Here is a 16,930-nt window from a genome sequence, read left to right on the forward strand (position 1 = left end):
GTACTACGCTGGGATCCAGCGTGCCGAACTGCTTTTTTTGTTGTTACGCCTGTTCTTCCGTCCATTCCTTCAATTTGCGATCCGAAGGAAGCAAGAAAGTTAGTACCCCGAGCAGCGGCAAGAATGCACATAGCTCCATGACACGGGCCGTTCCGATGGCATCACACAGATTTCCTAACACGACGCTTCCGATACCGCCAAGGCCAAAGGCTAATCCTGTAATAAGACCGGATACGGTTCCAACTTTGCCTGGGAAAAGCATTTGTGCATAAACGACGGTAACGGAGAAGCTGGATAACAGAATAACACCGATAATAACGAGCAACACATATGCCCAAGCGACGGACACATGCGGCAGAAGTAAGGCGAAAGGTGCAGCTCCTAGCATGGAAAAGAAAATGACATTGCGCTTACCGAAGCGATCCGCAATCGGCCCGCCAAAGAAAGTACCAACAGCTCCAGCGGCTAGGAATAAGAAAATGAAATTCTGCGCGCGATCAATGGAGATGTGGTACGTATCTTGAAGAAAGAAGGCGAAATAGCCGCTCATTGCCGCACCGTACCAAGAGCGAACAAACACAAGGAAAATCAATACACTGATAGCGAACATGACTTGCTTGCGCCGCTGCGGGCTAACGACACGCTTCACGACGGATTTGGCTTTCACTGGGGCGTCTTGAAGGACAACCTTGTACCAACGTGCTATGTACAATTGTACAGCGATCGCGACAGCCGCGACGCCGGTAAACCAGATCGACCCGAACAATCCTAACGGAATGAAGATCCATTTGGTCATAATTGGAGCCAATGATTGTCCAGCATTGCCGCCTACTTGGAAGATCGATTGGGCGAGACCTTTACGGCTTCCAGCGGCCATATGCGAAACGCGTGATCCTTCTGGATGGAAGGCAGCCGAGCCTAGACCGACAAAACAGACAGACAAGAGAACGACCCAATAGGAATGAGCGAAAGCTAGCAGCAGCATACCGATCAATGTCGATGTCATCCCTATCGGAAGCATGTAAGGCGATGGCTTACGGTCCGTGTAGAGACCAACAACAGGCTGCATAATTGATGCTGTAAAGTTAATGGCAAATTGCACCCAGCCGACTTGCGCGTAGCTGAGCCCCATTTCATCTTTCAAAATGGGGAAAATGGCAGGAATGACGGATTGAATGGAATCGTTGAGCAAATGAACAAGCCCGATCGCGATTAAAATCCGATAAACAGTAGGTTTGATATCTCCCGTTCCTTGCAAGCTCTTCGAGCTATGATTAGGAGATGGTGTTGAAATGGATGCCATGGTTTTCTCCTCTCAGGTTCTGTTTCTTGACTAGGTGTCCAAGAAACGTCCGAGGTCTTCGCCCATTTTAACTTTAGAGCCTAGCTTTAGATCAGGACGTGGTTCGAACATCCCATCTTCAAAAAGTAGAACGACTGTGGAGCCGAACTCGAAATAAGCGAGCTCTTGACCGCGCTCGAGCGTGTTCGGAAGTGGTGTCACATATTGAATGGAGCTCACATTCAGTGCGCCGACTTTGACGACGGCTACTTCTCCGGTTGCATGTTGAATGAATGTAATCAGTCGCTCGTTACGGCTTAGCACGCGTTTCATATGACGAAGGCCGAACTCATTAACAGGATAGACTCTTCCGATTACATGCTCTTTCTCCAGGATATCTCCTGAAATTGGCGAGTGAATACGGTGATAGTCTGTTGGGCTCAGATACAAGACGAAATAAAAGCCATTATTGTAGTTCACCGTACGCGGTGAGCGGTTAAGCAGCTCGTCAATCGTATAATCTTGACCTTTGACATTGACGATCTGGCCCTCTTTGATATCGCCAATACCTGTAATCATGGCATCTACGGGACTAACAACTCGTGTTGTGTCTTCGTGGATCGGGCGCAAGCCTGGTTTCAATCTGCGAGTGAAGAAATCATTCAGGGACTTATAATCCTTGATATGCTTCTCAGCGTCTTCAATTCGAATGCCATAGGTTTGGGCAAAACGAGGGATAAATAGCCGGCTTATTTTGGAACGGGCAACGGTACCTGTCACTTGAGAAACCCATTTGCGTGAAGATAACTCGGTCAGTAGTCGGAAAAAAGGTTTAGACATAGATCATAAACTCCTGTTCATTCGTTGGTTAGGAGGGACTCTGGCATACGCACAAAGTCTCCTATTAGCGGTTCTTCGCTAATCTTGCCACAGAAAGGTAAAAGAATCAATTGCCTATTGCTCATTTCCTTGGGAACTGCAATGGCTTTATCTGTATTTTCGACAACAAATTCGTCAATGCTGTTGATGAGGTGAAAGCGAAGATGTCGATAATAATCGTTATATTTGTTATTTTGATTCCGATAGTCATGCTGTGTAGTGCATGGTTAATTGAATCTTTCAAACATGCATTCGCAGGCGCGGCCGTTCTATGTGCGTATGTGTTTGGTGCAATTAGTGCCCTGAGTGTGTACCAAATCCTTCGGGATGATACAGTATTCATGACGAATATTCATGTTGTTTTTACAAACAAGCTGTTTCTGTTCACTGGGGCTTATCTAGGTGCTTTTGGCATTTATGTCTTAATGCATTGTTTGCTGAAAGGACTTCGAAGTGATTGAAACGGGAATTCAACGATTTCTGTGTTGGGAGCGTCTACTCAATATACTTGATTGTTGAAGTAAAGGAAGGTGACGAATTGAAACGAGTGTTCTCCCATACATTACATAGAATTGGAAGCGTGGGCGGCCTTTTGGTGCTTATGACGGGGTGTATGTCACACAATGAAGTTCAGCCAAGTGGAACACCTGTACCAAGCTCGCCGTCCGCAAGTGTTTCACCGTCATCGATACCAACTTCTACCCCAATCCCGACGACCGCTGCTTCTCCTGCTACATCCCCAGTGGCATCCATAGGTATTCCTCCAATGACCTTGGATGAGAAGCTAGGTCAGATGATTATCGCAGGTATCGATGACTACACGATGAACGAAGAAGCACGGAATCTGATTGCTGCCTATCATGTGGGTGGCATTATTCTGTACAAGCCGAATGTGAAGGATACGAAACAGTTGGTTGGCTTAATCAATGATTTGAAAAAGACGAATGCGGAAAACAAGCTTCCGCTTTGGCTTGGTGTCGATGAAGAAGGCGGCAGGGTAACGCGTCTGCCTGATGAAATTTCGAAAACACCGACAAATCAGACGATAGGAAAGTCAGGGAAAATCCAAATGGCCCGCAATATCGGTCAACTACTGGGGAAAGAGTTGAATGCCTATGGGCTTAATATGGATTTTGCTCCTGATCTGGACATTAATAGCAATCCCAAAAATCCGGTTATAGGCGATCGCTCTTTTGGTGCGACTGCAACTCTCGTTAGCAGCTTCGGTATACCTATGATGAATGGCTTGCAAGAGATGAAGGTCGTTCCGGTTGTGAAACATTTTCCGGGACATGGCGATACCGCTATAGATTCACATATTGGCCTGCCTGTTGTTCAAAATGACCTCGCTCGCTTGCGAAAGCTCGAGCTGATTCCCTTTGCTGATGCGATCAAGCATCAGGCGGATGCCATTATGATCGCACATATTCTGCTGCCCAAAATAGATGCGAAGTATCCCGCTTCGATGTCGAAGACCATTATGATGGATCTTCTACGCAAGGAGCTTGGCTTCCATGGGCTCATTATGACAGATGATATGACGATGGGCGCCATTGCGGAAAATTATGAAATGGGTGAAGCCGCTGTGAAGTCCGTTCTAGCGGGTACCAATGTCGTGATGGTCGGTCACGATCCGCAGAAAGCGATAGCCGTCATCCAAGCTTTGCGTGACGCTGTTCAAGCGGGTCGGATTCCAATGGACACGATTGACCAGAGTGTGGCGCAAGTCTATAAACTGAAGCAAAAGTATAAGCTTCAGGATCATCCTGTGACTGCTCCGGATCCGAAGCTACTGAACGCAGAAGTGCAGCGCGTGCTCGCTCCGCTTCGTGCTAAATAGAAATTTGGCAGCGAGTGATTGGCGATTCTCATACTGCCATGCCATCGGCACTTTGAATTAACTGGGAAAACTAAACTACATCTAAATTTCAGGATTTCTCCAGTTTTTGGCTCCAGTTATTCATAATCAGGGGGCGTAACCATCCCAAAAAACACCGTATCACCGAGAAGAATCTCGGAGGTACGGTGTTTTTGTTATGGAAGTTGTGACTCTAGCAAGGGTTTTGCCTCTCGCATGGAGGTTTTGGCTTCAGCAAGGAGGCGTACCGCCACCTAGGATGAATTTGGCATAGGCCATGGGATTGAAGTAGGTAGCCTTCCAACAATCTTCCATGTCTGCTTCACGGAAGCTGTAACGTTGATCCTTGCTATTGCATTCGATAAATAATGGAAACCCATCATTGGTCATGGCAATATCGAGTCCTAAATCAGCTAAGTTCGGCAATTCTGTGCTGAGATGCTGGGCGACCAAGATAGCGAAATTCGTCATCTGGAGGCATACTGTCACTGGATCAAGATGCGAATAGTGATCATTCAAAATATCGGATAAGGATTTCACTGTCCCGCCTTGTGCGACATTCGTGAGGAAGTGCTTGCCGGAGGCAACCTTGGCTACAATGCCGGTAACGCCCCAGGCGGCATCTGCTCCACGCTGAACGGAAACGCGGAGATCAAAGGGTCGTCCCTCGACAGTGGCAAGGGGCAGACATTGTTGAACCATATAGCTGCTCCTTTGAATCCTCCGGCGGAGAAGGATAGGCAATTGTTGACGGAATTTGAGGGTTCGCCAAGTTCGATTGGTTAGCTTCATATTTAATGGATAGATAAGCTTCCATAAATTTCCCTGGCGCTCTAATTTCATTACACCGCGTCCGATGCTAGAATTGGTTGGTTTGATAATGAGCGAGTCATAGGAAGCCATCATGGCCTTAACATTTTCAATTGTAGCGGGAAATGTACAGGGGAGATGGGGTCGTAGGCTCTCATTTTTCATTAATAGATCATGGATACGCATTTTGCTATAGCGGTTCCAATGATTAAACAACGTAACGCCTCGCTGAGTCCATGCTCCCAAAATTCTCGCAGAAGCAGCGTCCAAATAAATGGCCCGATTATGAATGACTTTGGGCAGATCTGACCATTTTCTTTTGAAATGCTGACCATCCTGAACATAGGCATGTACTTTCATTGTTTTCAAATGAACATCTTGAATTCGGAAATAACAAGGCGTTAAGCCATAGAGTTTGCCAGCATCCTCGTAAAAACGAATAGCTTCGTATTGTGTGTTCCCTAGAGGAATACCTGCAAACAAGGAATCGTTAACTAAAATACCCACATAGGGATTACTCATTGACTTCACTCCTTCTCCTACTGGGGATTGAATGTTCACCGAAAACCGAATCACTCTTAGTTTATGGAAAAGGAGTCCTGCTTGTTTGTACAAATGCTGATACTTTCTTGGAAAATCAGGACAGATGCCCATGCTTTAGCCATATATCCGCATATGTATAGAAGGAAGAAGAAAAATGTGGCTAGATCTACGCCTCATTGTTTCCAGGAGGGTCAGAAATTGAAGAAATCACAGAAGCCCCCATCGAACCGTCTGGTTATTGTCACTCCCGGATCCTTTCCTATACCTTCGGGGACTAGCAGCTCGGTTGAGCAGGTGGTTCAGAAGACAGCGGAGCAATTGGCCAAGAGCATGCCTGTGTTTGTTCTTGGGCGGAAGACGTCCTATCAACCGTGGCATGAAAATAGGCGTGGTGTAACCTATCGAAGAGTCCTGTATCGAGGGCCAACCTTCTATTTGTCACACCTCAATACACAGATTTCGCACCTGAATCCTGGCATTATTCAAGTGGAAAACAGGCCGCGTTTTCTTCGTTTTCTTCGTAAACGATATCCAAATGCCATTATAAGTCTCGTCCTCCATTCCACTTCATTTATTACGAAACCGTATATTTCCGCGAGAGTGTTAACTGCTTATTTACGTGCAGCTGATGTCATTATCGTCAATAGTGATTTTCTAAAGCGATTTCTGCAACAACTCGTACCGAGTGCTGCCGAAAAAATAGTCACACATTATTTAGGTGTGGATATCAGTCAGTTTACATCCAAATGGGCAGTGGAAATTAGTGAATCACGGAATGTCATGCGTAAGCGGATCGATTGTGAGAATCGTAAAATTATTTTATTTGTTGGGCGATTAATCCCACAGAAGGGTGTTCACCATTTGCTAGATGCGATGAAAAGTGTCATTCAAAGTGAACCAACAGCCAAGTTGGTTATCGTGGGGGCGGCCTTTTATGGATCCAAAAAAGTAACGAATTATGTAAGACAACTCATGAAAACAGCCAGGGCCATACCGAATCATGTGACATTCATTCCGTACGTGAGACATCAAGATATGCCCAAATGGATTCGAATTGCCGAGATTCTAGTCGTACCTTCGATTGGAAATGAAGCTTTCGGGCTTGTCAATGTGGAGGCTATGGCAGCGGGTGTTCCCGTGGTCGCAACCAAAGTGGGCGGGATTCAAGAGGTTGTTGAAGACGAACAAACCGGATGCTTAATTGATCTAGCGACCATTCGAACGGACCTCCCTCTAACTATTGTGCGTTTACTGAAAGATGAGAGCTTACAGTGTAAGTTAGGTGAGAACGGGATTAGTAGAGTGAAAGAAAATTTCACGTGGCAGAGAGCTGCTGAGGTGAGGTCAGCTTTGTACAGTCAAATGTTGAAGGAAACGGCTCATGTCTAGGTTAGCGCACATTTTTGGGGGCTAATGTACTTATTAAGGCGAGAATGAATATGTTACCAATGATAATTCTTGGGGAATGGAGAGGTGTCATATGAGTAAGCGAAAGACCAGCAGTACCCAGAAGGTGAACGTGCATAAAGTGAACGCCAACATGAATGAATTAAAATGGCTCGATGAAGCACCAATAAAGCAAGACAAAGCGGTAGAGCAGCCCAAACTAATAGCGAAAACGAATCCATCTCCTATTGAGAAAACGGAGCCAATCAAAGTCTTGCATGTATCCAAGGTCGCCGAGCAGATCACACCTGATTTATTACTAAGTGAACGTAAAACAGGTAAATTCGTTGACCCCGTTGTCTATACGGACGACATTGTAGATGAAGCGGTAACCTGGGACAAAATCGCAAGCCGGTCGATAGATGATACGAAAATTAAACCGTTTAGCATTGGTGCCAGATCGCTCAAGGATGGTGCCATTGAACATGCCAAACTAGCCCAGGCAAGCGTAACTCGTCCGAAAATTGCCAACCAAGCTATCCATGATGAACATGTTGCTCCAAACAGTATAGCGGGAGATAAGATTCAAGATAATACATTGTCTGGCGGAAAGCTGTTCGATAGCAGCATTACAACCGCCAAAATTGCAGATAAATCGGTGGATGCCACGAAATTGGCAGACGGTGCCATTTTGCCGCAACATTTATCAGAACTGATCATTACAAGTGAATTGATTGATCAACAAGCGATCACGTCAGATAAAATTCTTAGCGGTGCTGTACAGACGAGGCATTTGGCCAATTATATCATTGACACGGCTAAGCTCATGGATGCATCGATCACCTCTGATAAAATTAGAGATGGAGCCGTCACGGAAGATAAGTTGGGGCTTGGCAGCATTAGCTCGATCCATATCAAGGGACAGAGCATTTCGAGTGAGCATTTGGATCACGCGTCGATTACAAGTGACATTCTGGTTGATCAAGCTGTAACGGGTCCTAAGCTAGCTGCGCGTGCCGTAGATTCGATGCATATCGCACAATCCGCGGTGAAAGGCAATCATATTGAGGCTGCTGAAATAACCAGTTATCACATAGCTGATCAAGCAATTCGGACTAAACATATTGGGGAAGGTGCCATAGATGCGAAGCTAATTCAAGACGGCGCAATCACCGTTGCTAAATTGGGCGAGCAGATTGTAGCAAGCAGACATATAACGCCACATGCGATTGAGTCTGTTCATTTGAATGATCAAGTCATTTCTAGCAGCAAATTGCAAGACGGTTCGGTTAATGCGGATAAACTTGCACAAGGTGCCGTTAATGCCAAACACATTGGTCCACAGATGGTAAAAACAGAACATTTGGAAGAAAATGTGGTGTCTAATTCAAAGCTTGGGGCAGGATCGGTTTCAACGGATAAATTAGCAGATGGCAGTGTAACGAATTCAAAACTAAAGGATGAGAGTGTAACTTCCAATAAAATTGCCTACCGCACCATACTTGCAGCTCATCTTCAGGAGGAAATCATTATTGGCGAACACATCGCCAAAGGTGCTATAGGTGAGAAGCAAATCGAATTGCAGGCGATTCATCGCAACCATATTGCAGACGAAGCCATCACAACTAGGCATATTCAAGAAGAAACAATTACAACAAGTAAACTTGCAGAAGAAGCCGTAACCACGGCAAAAATTGCGCCGATGTCGATTGAATCACGTCATCTGCAGGATGGCATCATAGAAGGAACCCATATTAAACCGGGGACGATTACTTCGGAGCATTTGGGCCATGGATCCATAACGCTGGATGTATTTGCAGACCGAAGTCTGGTAGGAAGCAAGTTGCAGGAAAACTCCATTTCGACGGATACTTTAACGGACGGTGCAGTCACCGAGGATAAGCTTGCGAATGGGGCTGTAGGTACACAGCATCTCCAAGCGGAATCGGTAACCACGAGAATCATTGAAGATCAAGCAGTGACGAACTCGAAGCTAGTGGATCAAGTGGTGACAACAGATAAGCTGGCTGATGGAAGTGTGACCAGTCTTAAGATTTCGAACAAAGCGGTGAACGCAGAGCACATAACAGATGGCTCTATCACGGCTTCGAAATTAGCCAATGAGAGTGTACATGGCAGCAAGCTGGCAGCTGGTGCGGTTGTCGCACGACATTTGGCAGATGGGGTCGTTATTAGCTCGAAAGTCGCTTTTCGTGCGATCAATAGTGAGCATCTTTCAGAAGGTGCAGTCGTTGGGACGAAGCTGGCGAAAGACAGTATAGACAGTTCGAAAATTATGCCTGGCGCGATCACGGATGAACATTTATCACTTGGTGTGGTAAATGGCACGAAGCTTGCGCATGGTTCTGTGAGTAATCAGCACCTCATGGCAGGCGCTATAGATAATGAAAAGCTGGCAGTGAACTCGGTTGATAGCAGTAAACTGGTGTCTGGCTCGGTGAATAACTACCATTTGGCTGATCAAGCTGTATATGGGATGAAATTGGCTCCGGGATGCGTGGATGGAAGCAAGCTGGGAGCAGGGGCTGTGAACAGTGAGCACCTGGCTGAGCAGTCCGTTGATACCTCTAAGCTGGCATCAGGAAGTGTGGATAGCAGTAAAATTGTCTATGGTGCGATTCAACGTGAACATTTATCGGACTTTATCATTGATGGCTTGAAGCTCGCCTTGGGCTCTGTGACAAGCAGCCATCTTGCGCCTGGTTCTATAGATGGGTGGAAGCTGCTCAATGGCAGCGTGGACAGCTCGAAAGTATCCTCCGAAGCGATTGGAAACGAGCACCTTCAAGATGAAGCCATCACTGGAGATAAGCTAGCACCAAGCAGTGTGGACAGCAGTAAACTCGCAGTAGGCGCGGTGAATGGTGATCACCTTGCAGATGAAGCTGTAACAGGCTCGAAGCTATCCGCTAACTGTGTCGATACCAGCAAAATTATCGATGGTGCGATCGATACAGCTAAACTTGCAGATGGCAGTGTAAATAGTTATAAGCTGTCACAATGGGCAGTAACTGATTATCATCTTGCACCTGACAGTATTGATGGAACGAAGCTGCAATCTGGAACTATCACGAATGAGCATATCGCAGACTACTCGCTAACTGTGGCTAAATTGTCAGATAGTGTTGTGCGAACACCTGCGAAGCAAAGGAATGTGTTGCAGCAGTTTGGACTTGAGCCATTTGTCATGAAGATCCAGGATGAGACCATTGAGCTGGTACTTAATTTCGAAGAGGCATATGCGGATACCAATTATGTGTTAACAGCGATTACGAATCATCCAGCTTGCTATGTCATTATCAGTCAGAAGTCTACAGGCAGCGCGGTACTGTCCATTATTCGAGCTAAGTTTTCACCCGATCAGCAAGGCATGGTAAATTGGATGGCGATCGGTAAAAGTATGTAATGTTTCGTAAGTTGTGCGTCTTAGAACAATACCCAAAACGGTGTTTCGCATCCTATGCGAGACTACCGTTTTTTTGTTTTTTTGCTATTCGATAGATAGATGACCAATTTTCAATTTAGGGGTGTTCGTCCAATTTCCGTCTATTACGAAAGCATATGATAGTAGAAATGTATGTGACTACGCACCATACGAAACATACGATTGCTCGTGAAGGGGGATGACTTGTGAAAGGTGTCGTACTTGTAGGAGGAACGGGAAGTCGTTTACGCCCTTTGACGCATATAATCAATAAACATTTGCTTCCTGTTGGTGATCTGCCCATGATTCAATACGCAATAAATAAACTAGGCCATGCAGGAGTTCAGGATATACTCATCATCACCGGGAAACAATCTGCCGGCTTATTTTTAGACTATTTGGGCAGTGGTGAAACGCTAGGCGTCAATCTGACTTATAAGATTCAAGAGAAAGCCGGCGGTATTGCGCAAGCCTTGGCTTTGGCAGAGGATTTCGTGCTTGAGGGTGAGAAATTCGTGGTTATTCTAGGGGATAACTTATTCCAAGATTCACTTGTGCCTATGATTGAAGCCTATAAGCATCAGACCGAAGGGGCCATGGTCATTTTAAAAGAGGTAGGGGATCCTAGAAGGTATGGCGTAGCTCAGATGAAGAAAGAACAAATTGAACGCATTGACGAAAAGCCGGAGGATCCGAGCTCATCCTATGCGGTTACAGGTATTTATTTATATGATTCTACGGTGTTTAGCATTATTAAATCGCAGTTACCTTCTGCACGAGGCGAGATGGAAATCACAGATGTAAATAATGTGTATGCGGCGTCAAGCGCACTCTCCCATATGTTTCTCACGGGATGGTGGATTGACGCGGGGACACATGAATCGCTCTTTCAGGCCACTCTTTTAGTCAGGAAGGAGAACAGCTAATGCAATCGTTGCTTGTCACGGGTGGCATGGGGTTTATTGGAAGTAACTTTATTCATTATTGGAAGCTACATCATCCAGAAGATCATGTGACCAATCTTGATTTACTTACGTATGCAGGAAATAAGGACAACGTCAGGCTATTCACTGGGCAAGCTGGTTATGAATTTGTACATGGGGATATTGGCAATGAGACGCTCATGATGAGGCTGATGCAAGGGGTCGATGTGGTTGTTCACTTTGCAGCTGAGTCCCATGTGGATCGAAGTATTCATAACCCAGGAAGCTTTGTGATGACCAATGTAGTTGGCACACAGATTTTGCTTGAAAGTGCTCGCCATAGTCAGGTGAAGAAGTTTATTCATATTTCCACAGATGAGGTATACGGCTCACTTGGGGCTGAGGGGGCTTTCAGTGAAATGACGCCAATAGCTCCGAATTCTCCTTACTCCGCAAGTAAAGCGGGCTCTGATCTGCTCGTTAGAGCTTATTATGAAACATATGGATTTCCAGCAGTAATTACACGTTGCTCCAACAATTATGGTCCCCGCCAATTTCCCGAAAAGCTGATCCCTCTCTTAATTACCCGTGCCCTTCGTGATGAATCAATACCCCTATACGGTGATGGATTACATGTACGAGACTGGTTGTATGTAGACGATCATTGCTCTGCCATTGAACGAGTGATTGTAGCTGGTATACCTGGGGAAGTGTACAACATAGGCGGTCAGAATGAGCGAACGAATTTGGAGGTCGTCCAAAGCATTCTGAGGCTGTTGGGCAAACCAGATTCGTTGATTCAATATGTTCCGGATCGCCTAGGACATGATCGGCGATATGCGATTGATAGCTCGAAGTTACGTCGCGACTTAGGCTGGACGCCGGCCTATTCGTTTGAGAGAGGCCTTCAAAAGACGTTGGACTGGTATGTACATGAAAACGAGTGGTGCGCCCGTATTGCAGACGGTTCGTACCGATTAGATAAAGAAGCTGATCGCACTTGAAAATAGTGATTACGGGTGCCGGCGGGCAGCTAGGCTATGACCTTAAGCGGGTRCTGAACCCCATGCATGAGGTCGTTGCTTGGGATAAAGCCCAATTAGATGTTAGTCAAGAACATGAAGTCAGGGAGATGCTATTGTACGAAAGACCGGACGTTGTTGTGCATGCGGCTGCCTATACGAATGTAGATAAGGCTGAATGGGAGAAGGAGTCCGCATATCAAGTGAACGCAATGGGTGCTCTTCATATCGCGAAGGCTTGTGAAACCTTTGGGGCTAAGCTCGTCTATGTCAGTACGGATTATGTGTTCGATGGAACAAAGGATATTCCCTACGACGAGAAAGACGCGCCCAATCCGCTCAATGTCTACGGACACTCCAAGCATCTTGGGGAGAGATTCGTTGCGATGACCTGCGCCAAGCATTTTATCGTACGAACCTCTTGGTTATATGGAATGAAGGGAACCAATTTTGTAACCAAAGTATTGGAAAAGGCGCGAGTAAATCCGACACTTTCTATTGTGGATGATCAATTTGGCTCTCCGACCTATTGCTTGGATCTGGCTATATTTATTCGTGAACTCATAGAAACGGATCGATATGGTCTCTATCATGCCTCTAATGAAGGCGTATGTTCCAGATATGAATTTGCCCGGTATATTCTTCAAGCGGCAGGGATGGCGCATGTTTTCGTCAATTCTGTTCCTACTGATTTATTTCCTCCAGCACCAGCTGCAAGGCCGATGTACACGGCATTTGCACATAAGGCAATGCGGGACAATGGTTTTACGCCAATGCGAGATTGGCAATCGGCACTTGATTTTTTTCTACAGCTTGATTATTACGATACCACTGTTATGACGAAGAGGGTGAAAGGAACATGGTGATTCGTAACGGCATAGCGGAGGGGCGCAGCCAGGGATTTCAGGCAGGATGGGAAAGTGGCTTTCGCTTGGGAAGATGCCAGTATGCACTCGACACCTGCCACCCGGCACCCATTCCGGTTCGAGAAGTAACTGTATTATTTATCGTTCAAGGCTTTCATGCGATCGACCAAGGTATTATTCAGGGCTTACAACAAACGGTCCGAGTCGTGCATGCAGCGGCACCAGCGGATATGCTTGGACTAGCTAGAGAGCTTAATCCGAATCTCGTACTTGTCATGAACGGTCTTCATGTTTTCCCTGCGGATCATGCTCGTCAGATAGATCTTGTTAGACAGATGGGGATTCGGACCGCTATCTGGTTTGCGGACGATCCCTATTTTACTGACCACACAGCCGCATTAGCACCTCATTATGATTATGTATTTACGCACGAAATGTCCTGTGTACCTTTCTATCAAGGGCTCGGCTGTGGGCAAGTTCACTACTTGCCTTTAGCAGCTAATCCAGCTGTGTTTAAACCCCAGCCTGTTAGTCCAGCGTATCGAAGCGATATTTGCTTTATTGGCATGGGATTTCCCAACCGAATCACCCTCTTCAACGAGATTACCCCCTTTTTAGTAGGGAAAAAGGTGGTCATTGCCGGGGGATTGTGGGATCGATTAGCTCACTATAGGCTACTCGAACATGGGATTAAGCCGCATTGGGTGCCGATTGAAGAGTCCGTAAAGTATTATAACGGGGCCAAAATTGTGTTGAATATCCATCGGCTCACCTATGATGAAACCTACAATAAAAATAGTAGAAATATACCAGGATATTCGATTAATCCTAGAACGTATGAAATTGCAGGATGYGGCACGCTGCAGTTAACGGATTACCGTCAAGATTTGGAGCAGTATTATCGACCAGGTCATGAAATAGAAACCTTCCATAATAAGGATGAACTCCTCAATAAAATGAGTCATTATTTAATTCATGAAGAGGATCGATTACGTATTGCAGTGGGCGGGTTGAGAAGAACACGCATGGAGCATTCATTTGCTGATCGATTAGTTAAGCTGCTCAATCTTGTATTTGCTTAGAAGGGAGTGAAATGAATGAAATTTATCAATAATGCGCATGCGCGAGAACGAGGACTTGCTGACGGCTATCAATTAGGTCATGCAAATGGCCTCAGATTGGGACAATGTGAAGCGATTATCCAAAAGGCGGTTCGTGACCGTGCGCCAAGTCCTTTTTGGGACGTGCGTGTGTTGTTTGTTACTTCGGGAAAAGGCTACCCTTACGAGCCATTGGATATCGCCGTTATGAACAGCCTTCGTCCTTTAGTTCGCGAATTAATAGTCGGGAACTGTGAGAAAGATGCGACGCATATCGGTCATCCCAAAGACAATGTCGAAACTTTGGCAGCTAAGTACCGTCCTGATGTAATGATAGTTTTGGAAGGGATGAACCTTTCACTGAATGTTGTTGATCGTGTCCGCCATATGGGCATTCGGACAGCTATCTGGTTAACGGATGATCCCTATTACACCGATATTACAGCTGCGTTTGCGAAGCACTATGATTTCATATTTACATTGGAAGTTAATTGTGTTCAGTTCTATCAGGAGATGGGGGGCGGGCAGGTCCATTACTTGCCGTTAGCCTTTCAACCGGAGATGTTTCGACCAAGGCCAGTGCCGAGTGGTGTATACCGCGATATTTGTTTTATTGGTTCGGCCTATTGGAATCGTGTGAGCATGTTCAATCAGATTGCTCCGTATTTAGCGACCAAACGTGTCATTATCTCAGGGATATGGTGGGAACGTCTGAAGCATTATCGTCTGCTTGCACCGCAAATTCAATTGAATATGTGGATGTCGCCAGAACAGACGGCCACGTTCTATAACGGGGCGAGTATCGTCATTAATATGCATCGCGCCTTCGATGACCAAGCTTATAACCATAACTCTCGCCGAATTAGCGGTGCCTCGCCTAATCCCCGGACATTTGAAATTTCTGGTTGTGGAGCCTTTCAATTGACGGATGTTCGGGATGATTTAGTCAATTTCTATACACCCGACTATGATATCGTGACGTATGGGTCACCGGAAGAAATGCTGYACAAAATGAATCACTATTTAATTAACGAAGAGGAACGTAAACTGATTGCCATGCGGGGATTGTATCGGACGATGCGCGATCATACTTATACCAATCGTTTAATTACAATGCTTTCTGTCATTTTTGGGCCTAGATAGGGGCGAGAAAGAAGACGTATTTTAGAAAGTGGAGGTGTAGGAACTTGATCACGAAAAGAAAGGTAAGCAAGCTGACTGTGAGCAGGAAGATTCGGAAGAAGCGAGTGGGATCGCCAAGAAAGCTGGGTCTAAAAAAACGGATTATGGTTAGAAAAAAGGGACGTGCAATTCGTCGTGTGAGGCCTATAACAGGGCGTAAGGGGAAACGCAGATTAGTTCGTCGTCTGATCCGATTTCCTAGACGCAAGGGTAGTCGAATCGTAGCTCGCCGCCCTAAAGTCAATCGCCGCATTATTCTAAGTCCTAGAGCAAGGAGAGCCCAACAGGCTTATGATCGGGCATTCAATGAGGCTTACAATGTCGCCTATGGCGAAGGCTTCGCACAAGGATATACGTGGGAGCTCACGAATCCGACGATCGCATAAAGTTAAGTCATGAGGTGAGCCCGGTTGATGAAACTAAAAAGCAAGAAACGAATTATGGTTTCTATTAGGAAAAGAAGAAAACGAAATCGCCTTAAGAAGCCGCTGTTACGCCGATTCGTCGCTAGGCCTAAGCGATCTCTAATTAGGGGAAGTCGGATAAGTGTCCATCCTGTCGGTGCGATTATTATAGCTTCCAACGCAGAAGGAACCATCCTTCATGTGCTGGAGCAGCTGAAGCGTTTACCGCTTAATGAAATCATTGTTTTTGATCATGGCTCTCAAGACCGCACGGTTGCAAAGGTCAGAGGGCATTCCCACGCAATTATTGTTCATCATCCCGAACTAATCGAACACGATGTCGCGAGAGCTCTGGCAGCGAAGATATCGCAGTCGGACTTCCTGCTTTTCATAGAAGGGGACAGGGCCGTCAAAATAGAAGAGCTTATCCCATGTATTCAGGATGTCCAAAAAGGAATTGAAAATGGCACATTAACGAGGAGGCATGAACTTGCAGCTTACGAGCATAATTATTCCTACGTTTAATGGTCTAGCTTTGTTGAAAGCCTGTGTGGCATCCATCCGTAAGCACACCTCCGTGCCTTATGAAATTATTGTTGTTGATAATGGCTCACAAGACGGAACTTTAACTTACTGTCTCAGTGAAAATGTAAAGCTTGTGGCGCTGCCCGCTAATCTCGGTTTTCCTGCAGCTTGTAATTATGGGTTGCGTTTTGCTGAAGGTGATACATTAATGCTCTTGAATAACGATACAATCGTCACGCCAAATTGGCTTCCTAATCTGCTTAACTGCTTAAATAGTCGTGAAGATATTGGCATGGTAGGACCCGTCTCTAATCATGTAACTGGTAAGCAAAAAATTCGAGTCCCCTTCACGGGAATTTCGAATATGGTCCATAAATATAACCATGTAAACCCTGGAAACTGGCGAGAAACGAAGCGGTTGGTCGGCTTCTGTCTGTTATTTAAGAGAGCGATGTTCGAGCAGGTAGGTTTTTTAGATGAAAGATTTGCTCCTGGGTATTACGAGGACGATGACTTATGCTATCGCGCACGATTAGCTGGATTTCAATTGCTCATAGCTGGAGATTGCTTTGTTTATCATCGTGGAAGTGTCAGTTTTCGGAAAAATAGTCGTCGATCTAAGATTCTCCTGCTGCGACGCAATCGCAAGAAATTTATTCGCAAATGGGGCGTGGATCCATTTCGGTTTATTTAGTTTAGGCACCG

General features: G+C 45.7%; 16 protein-coding genes. 12 read left to right on the forward strand and 4 right to left on the reverse strand.

The genetic code is table 11. From position 1 onward, the window contains the following. Window positions 1-43: 43 nt before the first annotated feature. Both AC1DVJ_RS14305 and asd read right to left on the reverse strand, forming a co-directional pair. Window positions 44-1,303 carry an MFS transporter gene (locus AC1DVJ_RS14305; RefSeq protein ID WP_477591724.1) on the reverse strand — a complete coding sequence of 420 codons (1,260 nt, stop codon included), beginning with the start codon at window positions 1,301-1,303 and terminating at the stop codon, window positions 44-46. A gap of 30 nt (window positions 1,304-1,333) precedes the next feature. Further along, entirely contained in the window at window positions 1,334-2,122 is a 789-nt protein-coding gene (gene asd, locus AC1DVJ_RS14310) for an archaetidylserine decarboxylase (RefSeq protein WP_477591726.1), read from the reverse strand. A 203-nt stretch (window positions 2,123-2,325) separates the two neighbouring features. On the opposite strand from asd, the gene AC1DVJ_RS14315 reads away from it, so the two are divergent. Continuing rightward, window positions 2,326-2,622 (forward strand): transposase, encoded by a 297-nt coding sequence (locus AC1DVJ_RS14315; RefSeq protein ID WP_477591728.1) that lies wholly within the window; start codon window positions 2,326-2,328, stop codon window positions 2,620-2,622. 169 nt (window positions 2,623-2,791) lie between these two features. On the opposite strand, the gene AC1DVJ_RS14320 is transcribed toward AC1DVJ_RS14315, so the two are convergent. Then, window positions 2,792-2,914, reverse strand: a complete 123-nt coding sequence (locus AC1DVJ_RS14320; protein ID WP_477591730.1) for a hypothetical protein — start codon at window positions 2,912-2,914, stop codon at window positions 2,792-2,794. A 13-nt stretch (window positions 2,915-2,927) separates the two neighbouring features. Here AC1DVJ_RS14320 and nagZ point away from each other — a divergent pair, with 13 nt between their 5' ends. Continuing rightward, window positions 2,928-4,001 (forward strand): beta-N-acetylhexosaminidase, encoded by a 1,074-nt coding sequence (gene nagZ / locus AC1DVJ_RS14325; protein ID WP_477591731.1) that lies wholly within the window; start codon window positions 2,928-2,930, stop codon window positions 3,999-4,001. Window positions 4,002-4,250: 249 nt separating this feature from the next. Here nagZ and AC1DVJ_RS14330 read toward each other — a convergent pair whose 3' ends face one another. Continuing rightward, the gene (locus AC1DVJ_RS14330) at window positions 4,251-5,351 is read right to left on the reverse strand and encodes a YheC/YheD family endospore coat-associated protein (protein ID WP_477591733.1); all 1,101 of its coding nucleotides are present in this window, start codon (window positions 5,349-5,351) and stop codon (window positions 4,251-4,253) included. A gap of 219 nt (window positions 5,352-5,570) precedes the next feature. Between AC1DVJ_RS14330 and AC1DVJ_RS14335 the strand changes: the two genes are divergently transcribed. From AC1DVJ_RS14335 to AC1DVJ_RS14380, 10 genes are all read left to right on the forward strand, one after another. Next, on the forward strand, window positions 5,571-6,761 hold the full coding sequence (locus tag AC1DVJ_RS14335) for a glycosyltransferase family 4 protein (protein WP_477591734.1): 1,191 nt from the start codon (window positions 5,571-5,573) through the stop codon (window positions 6,759-6,761). Between the two features lie 91 nt (window positions 6,762-6,852). Then, window positions 6,853-10,185: a WIAG-tail domain gene (locus AC1DVJ_RS14340; protein ID WP_477591736.1), complete on the forward strand. Its 3,333-nt coding sequence runs from the start codon at window positions 6,853-6,855 to the stop codon at window positions 10,183-10,185. Between the two features lie 224 nt (window positions 10,186-10,409). Then, complete coding sequence (locus AC1DVJ_RS14345; protein WP_477591738.1) at window positions 10,410-11,129, forward strand: sugar phosphate nucleotidyltransferase; 720 nt, start codon at window positions 10,410-10,412, stop codon at window positions 11,127-11,129. Then, window positions 11,129-12,130, forward strand: coding sequence for a dTDP-glucose 4,6-dehydratase (rfbB, locus tag AC1DVJ_RS14350; RefSeq protein ID WP_477591739.1), 1,002 nt, complete (start codon window positions 11,129-11,131; stop codon window positions 12,128-12,130). The genes AC1DVJ_RS14345 and rfbB overlap by 1 nt, the downstream gene beginning before the upstream one ends. 5 nt (window positions 12,131-12,135) lie before the next feature. Next, window positions 12,136-13,014, forward strand: coding sequence for a dTDP-4-dehydrorhamnose reductase (gene rfbD, locus AC1DVJ_RS14355; protein WP_477591843.1), 879 nt, complete (start codon window positions 12,136-12,138; stop codon window positions 13,012-13,014). After that, window positions 13,008-14,096 carry a CgeB family protein gene (locus AC1DVJ_RS14360; RefSeq protein WP_477591741.1) on the forward strand — a complete coding sequence of 363 codons (1,089 nt, stop codon included), beginning with the start codon at window positions 13,008-13,010 and terminating at the stop codon, window positions 14,094-14,096. Before rfbD ends, AC1DVJ_RS14360 begins: the two co-directional genes overlap by 7 nt. A 15-nt stretch (window positions 14,097-14,111) precedes the next feature. Beyond that, window positions 14,112-15,257: a CgeB family protein gene (locus AC1DVJ_RS14365; protein WP_477591743.1), complete on the forward strand. Its 1,146-nt coding sequence runs from the start codon at window positions 14,112-14,114 to the stop codon at window positions 15,255-15,257. 44 nt (window positions 15,258-15,301) lie between these two features. After that, window positions 15,302-15,682, forward strand: coding sequence for a hypothetical protein (locus AC1DVJ_RS14370; protein ID WP_477591745.1), 381 nt, complete (start codon window positions 15,302-15,304; stop codon window positions 15,680-15,682). Window positions 15,683-15,709: 27 nt separating this feature from the next. Next, complete coding sequence (locus AC1DVJ_RS14375; RefSeq protein WP_477591747.1) at window positions 15,710-16,225, forward strand: glycosyltransferase; 516 nt, start codon at window positions 15,710-15,712, stop codon at window positions 16,223-16,225. Further along, window positions 16,185-16,919, forward strand: a complete 735-nt coding sequence (locus AC1DVJ_RS14380; protein ID WP_477591749.1) for a glycosyltransferase family 2 protein — start codon at window positions 16,185-16,187, stop codon at window positions 16,917-16,919. Before AC1DVJ_RS14375 ends, AC1DVJ_RS14380 begins: the two co-directional genes overlap by 41 nt. Window positions 16,920-16,930: the final 11 nt, after the last annotated feature.

The organism is Paenibacillus sp. P4_A9 (assembly GCF_056402415.1).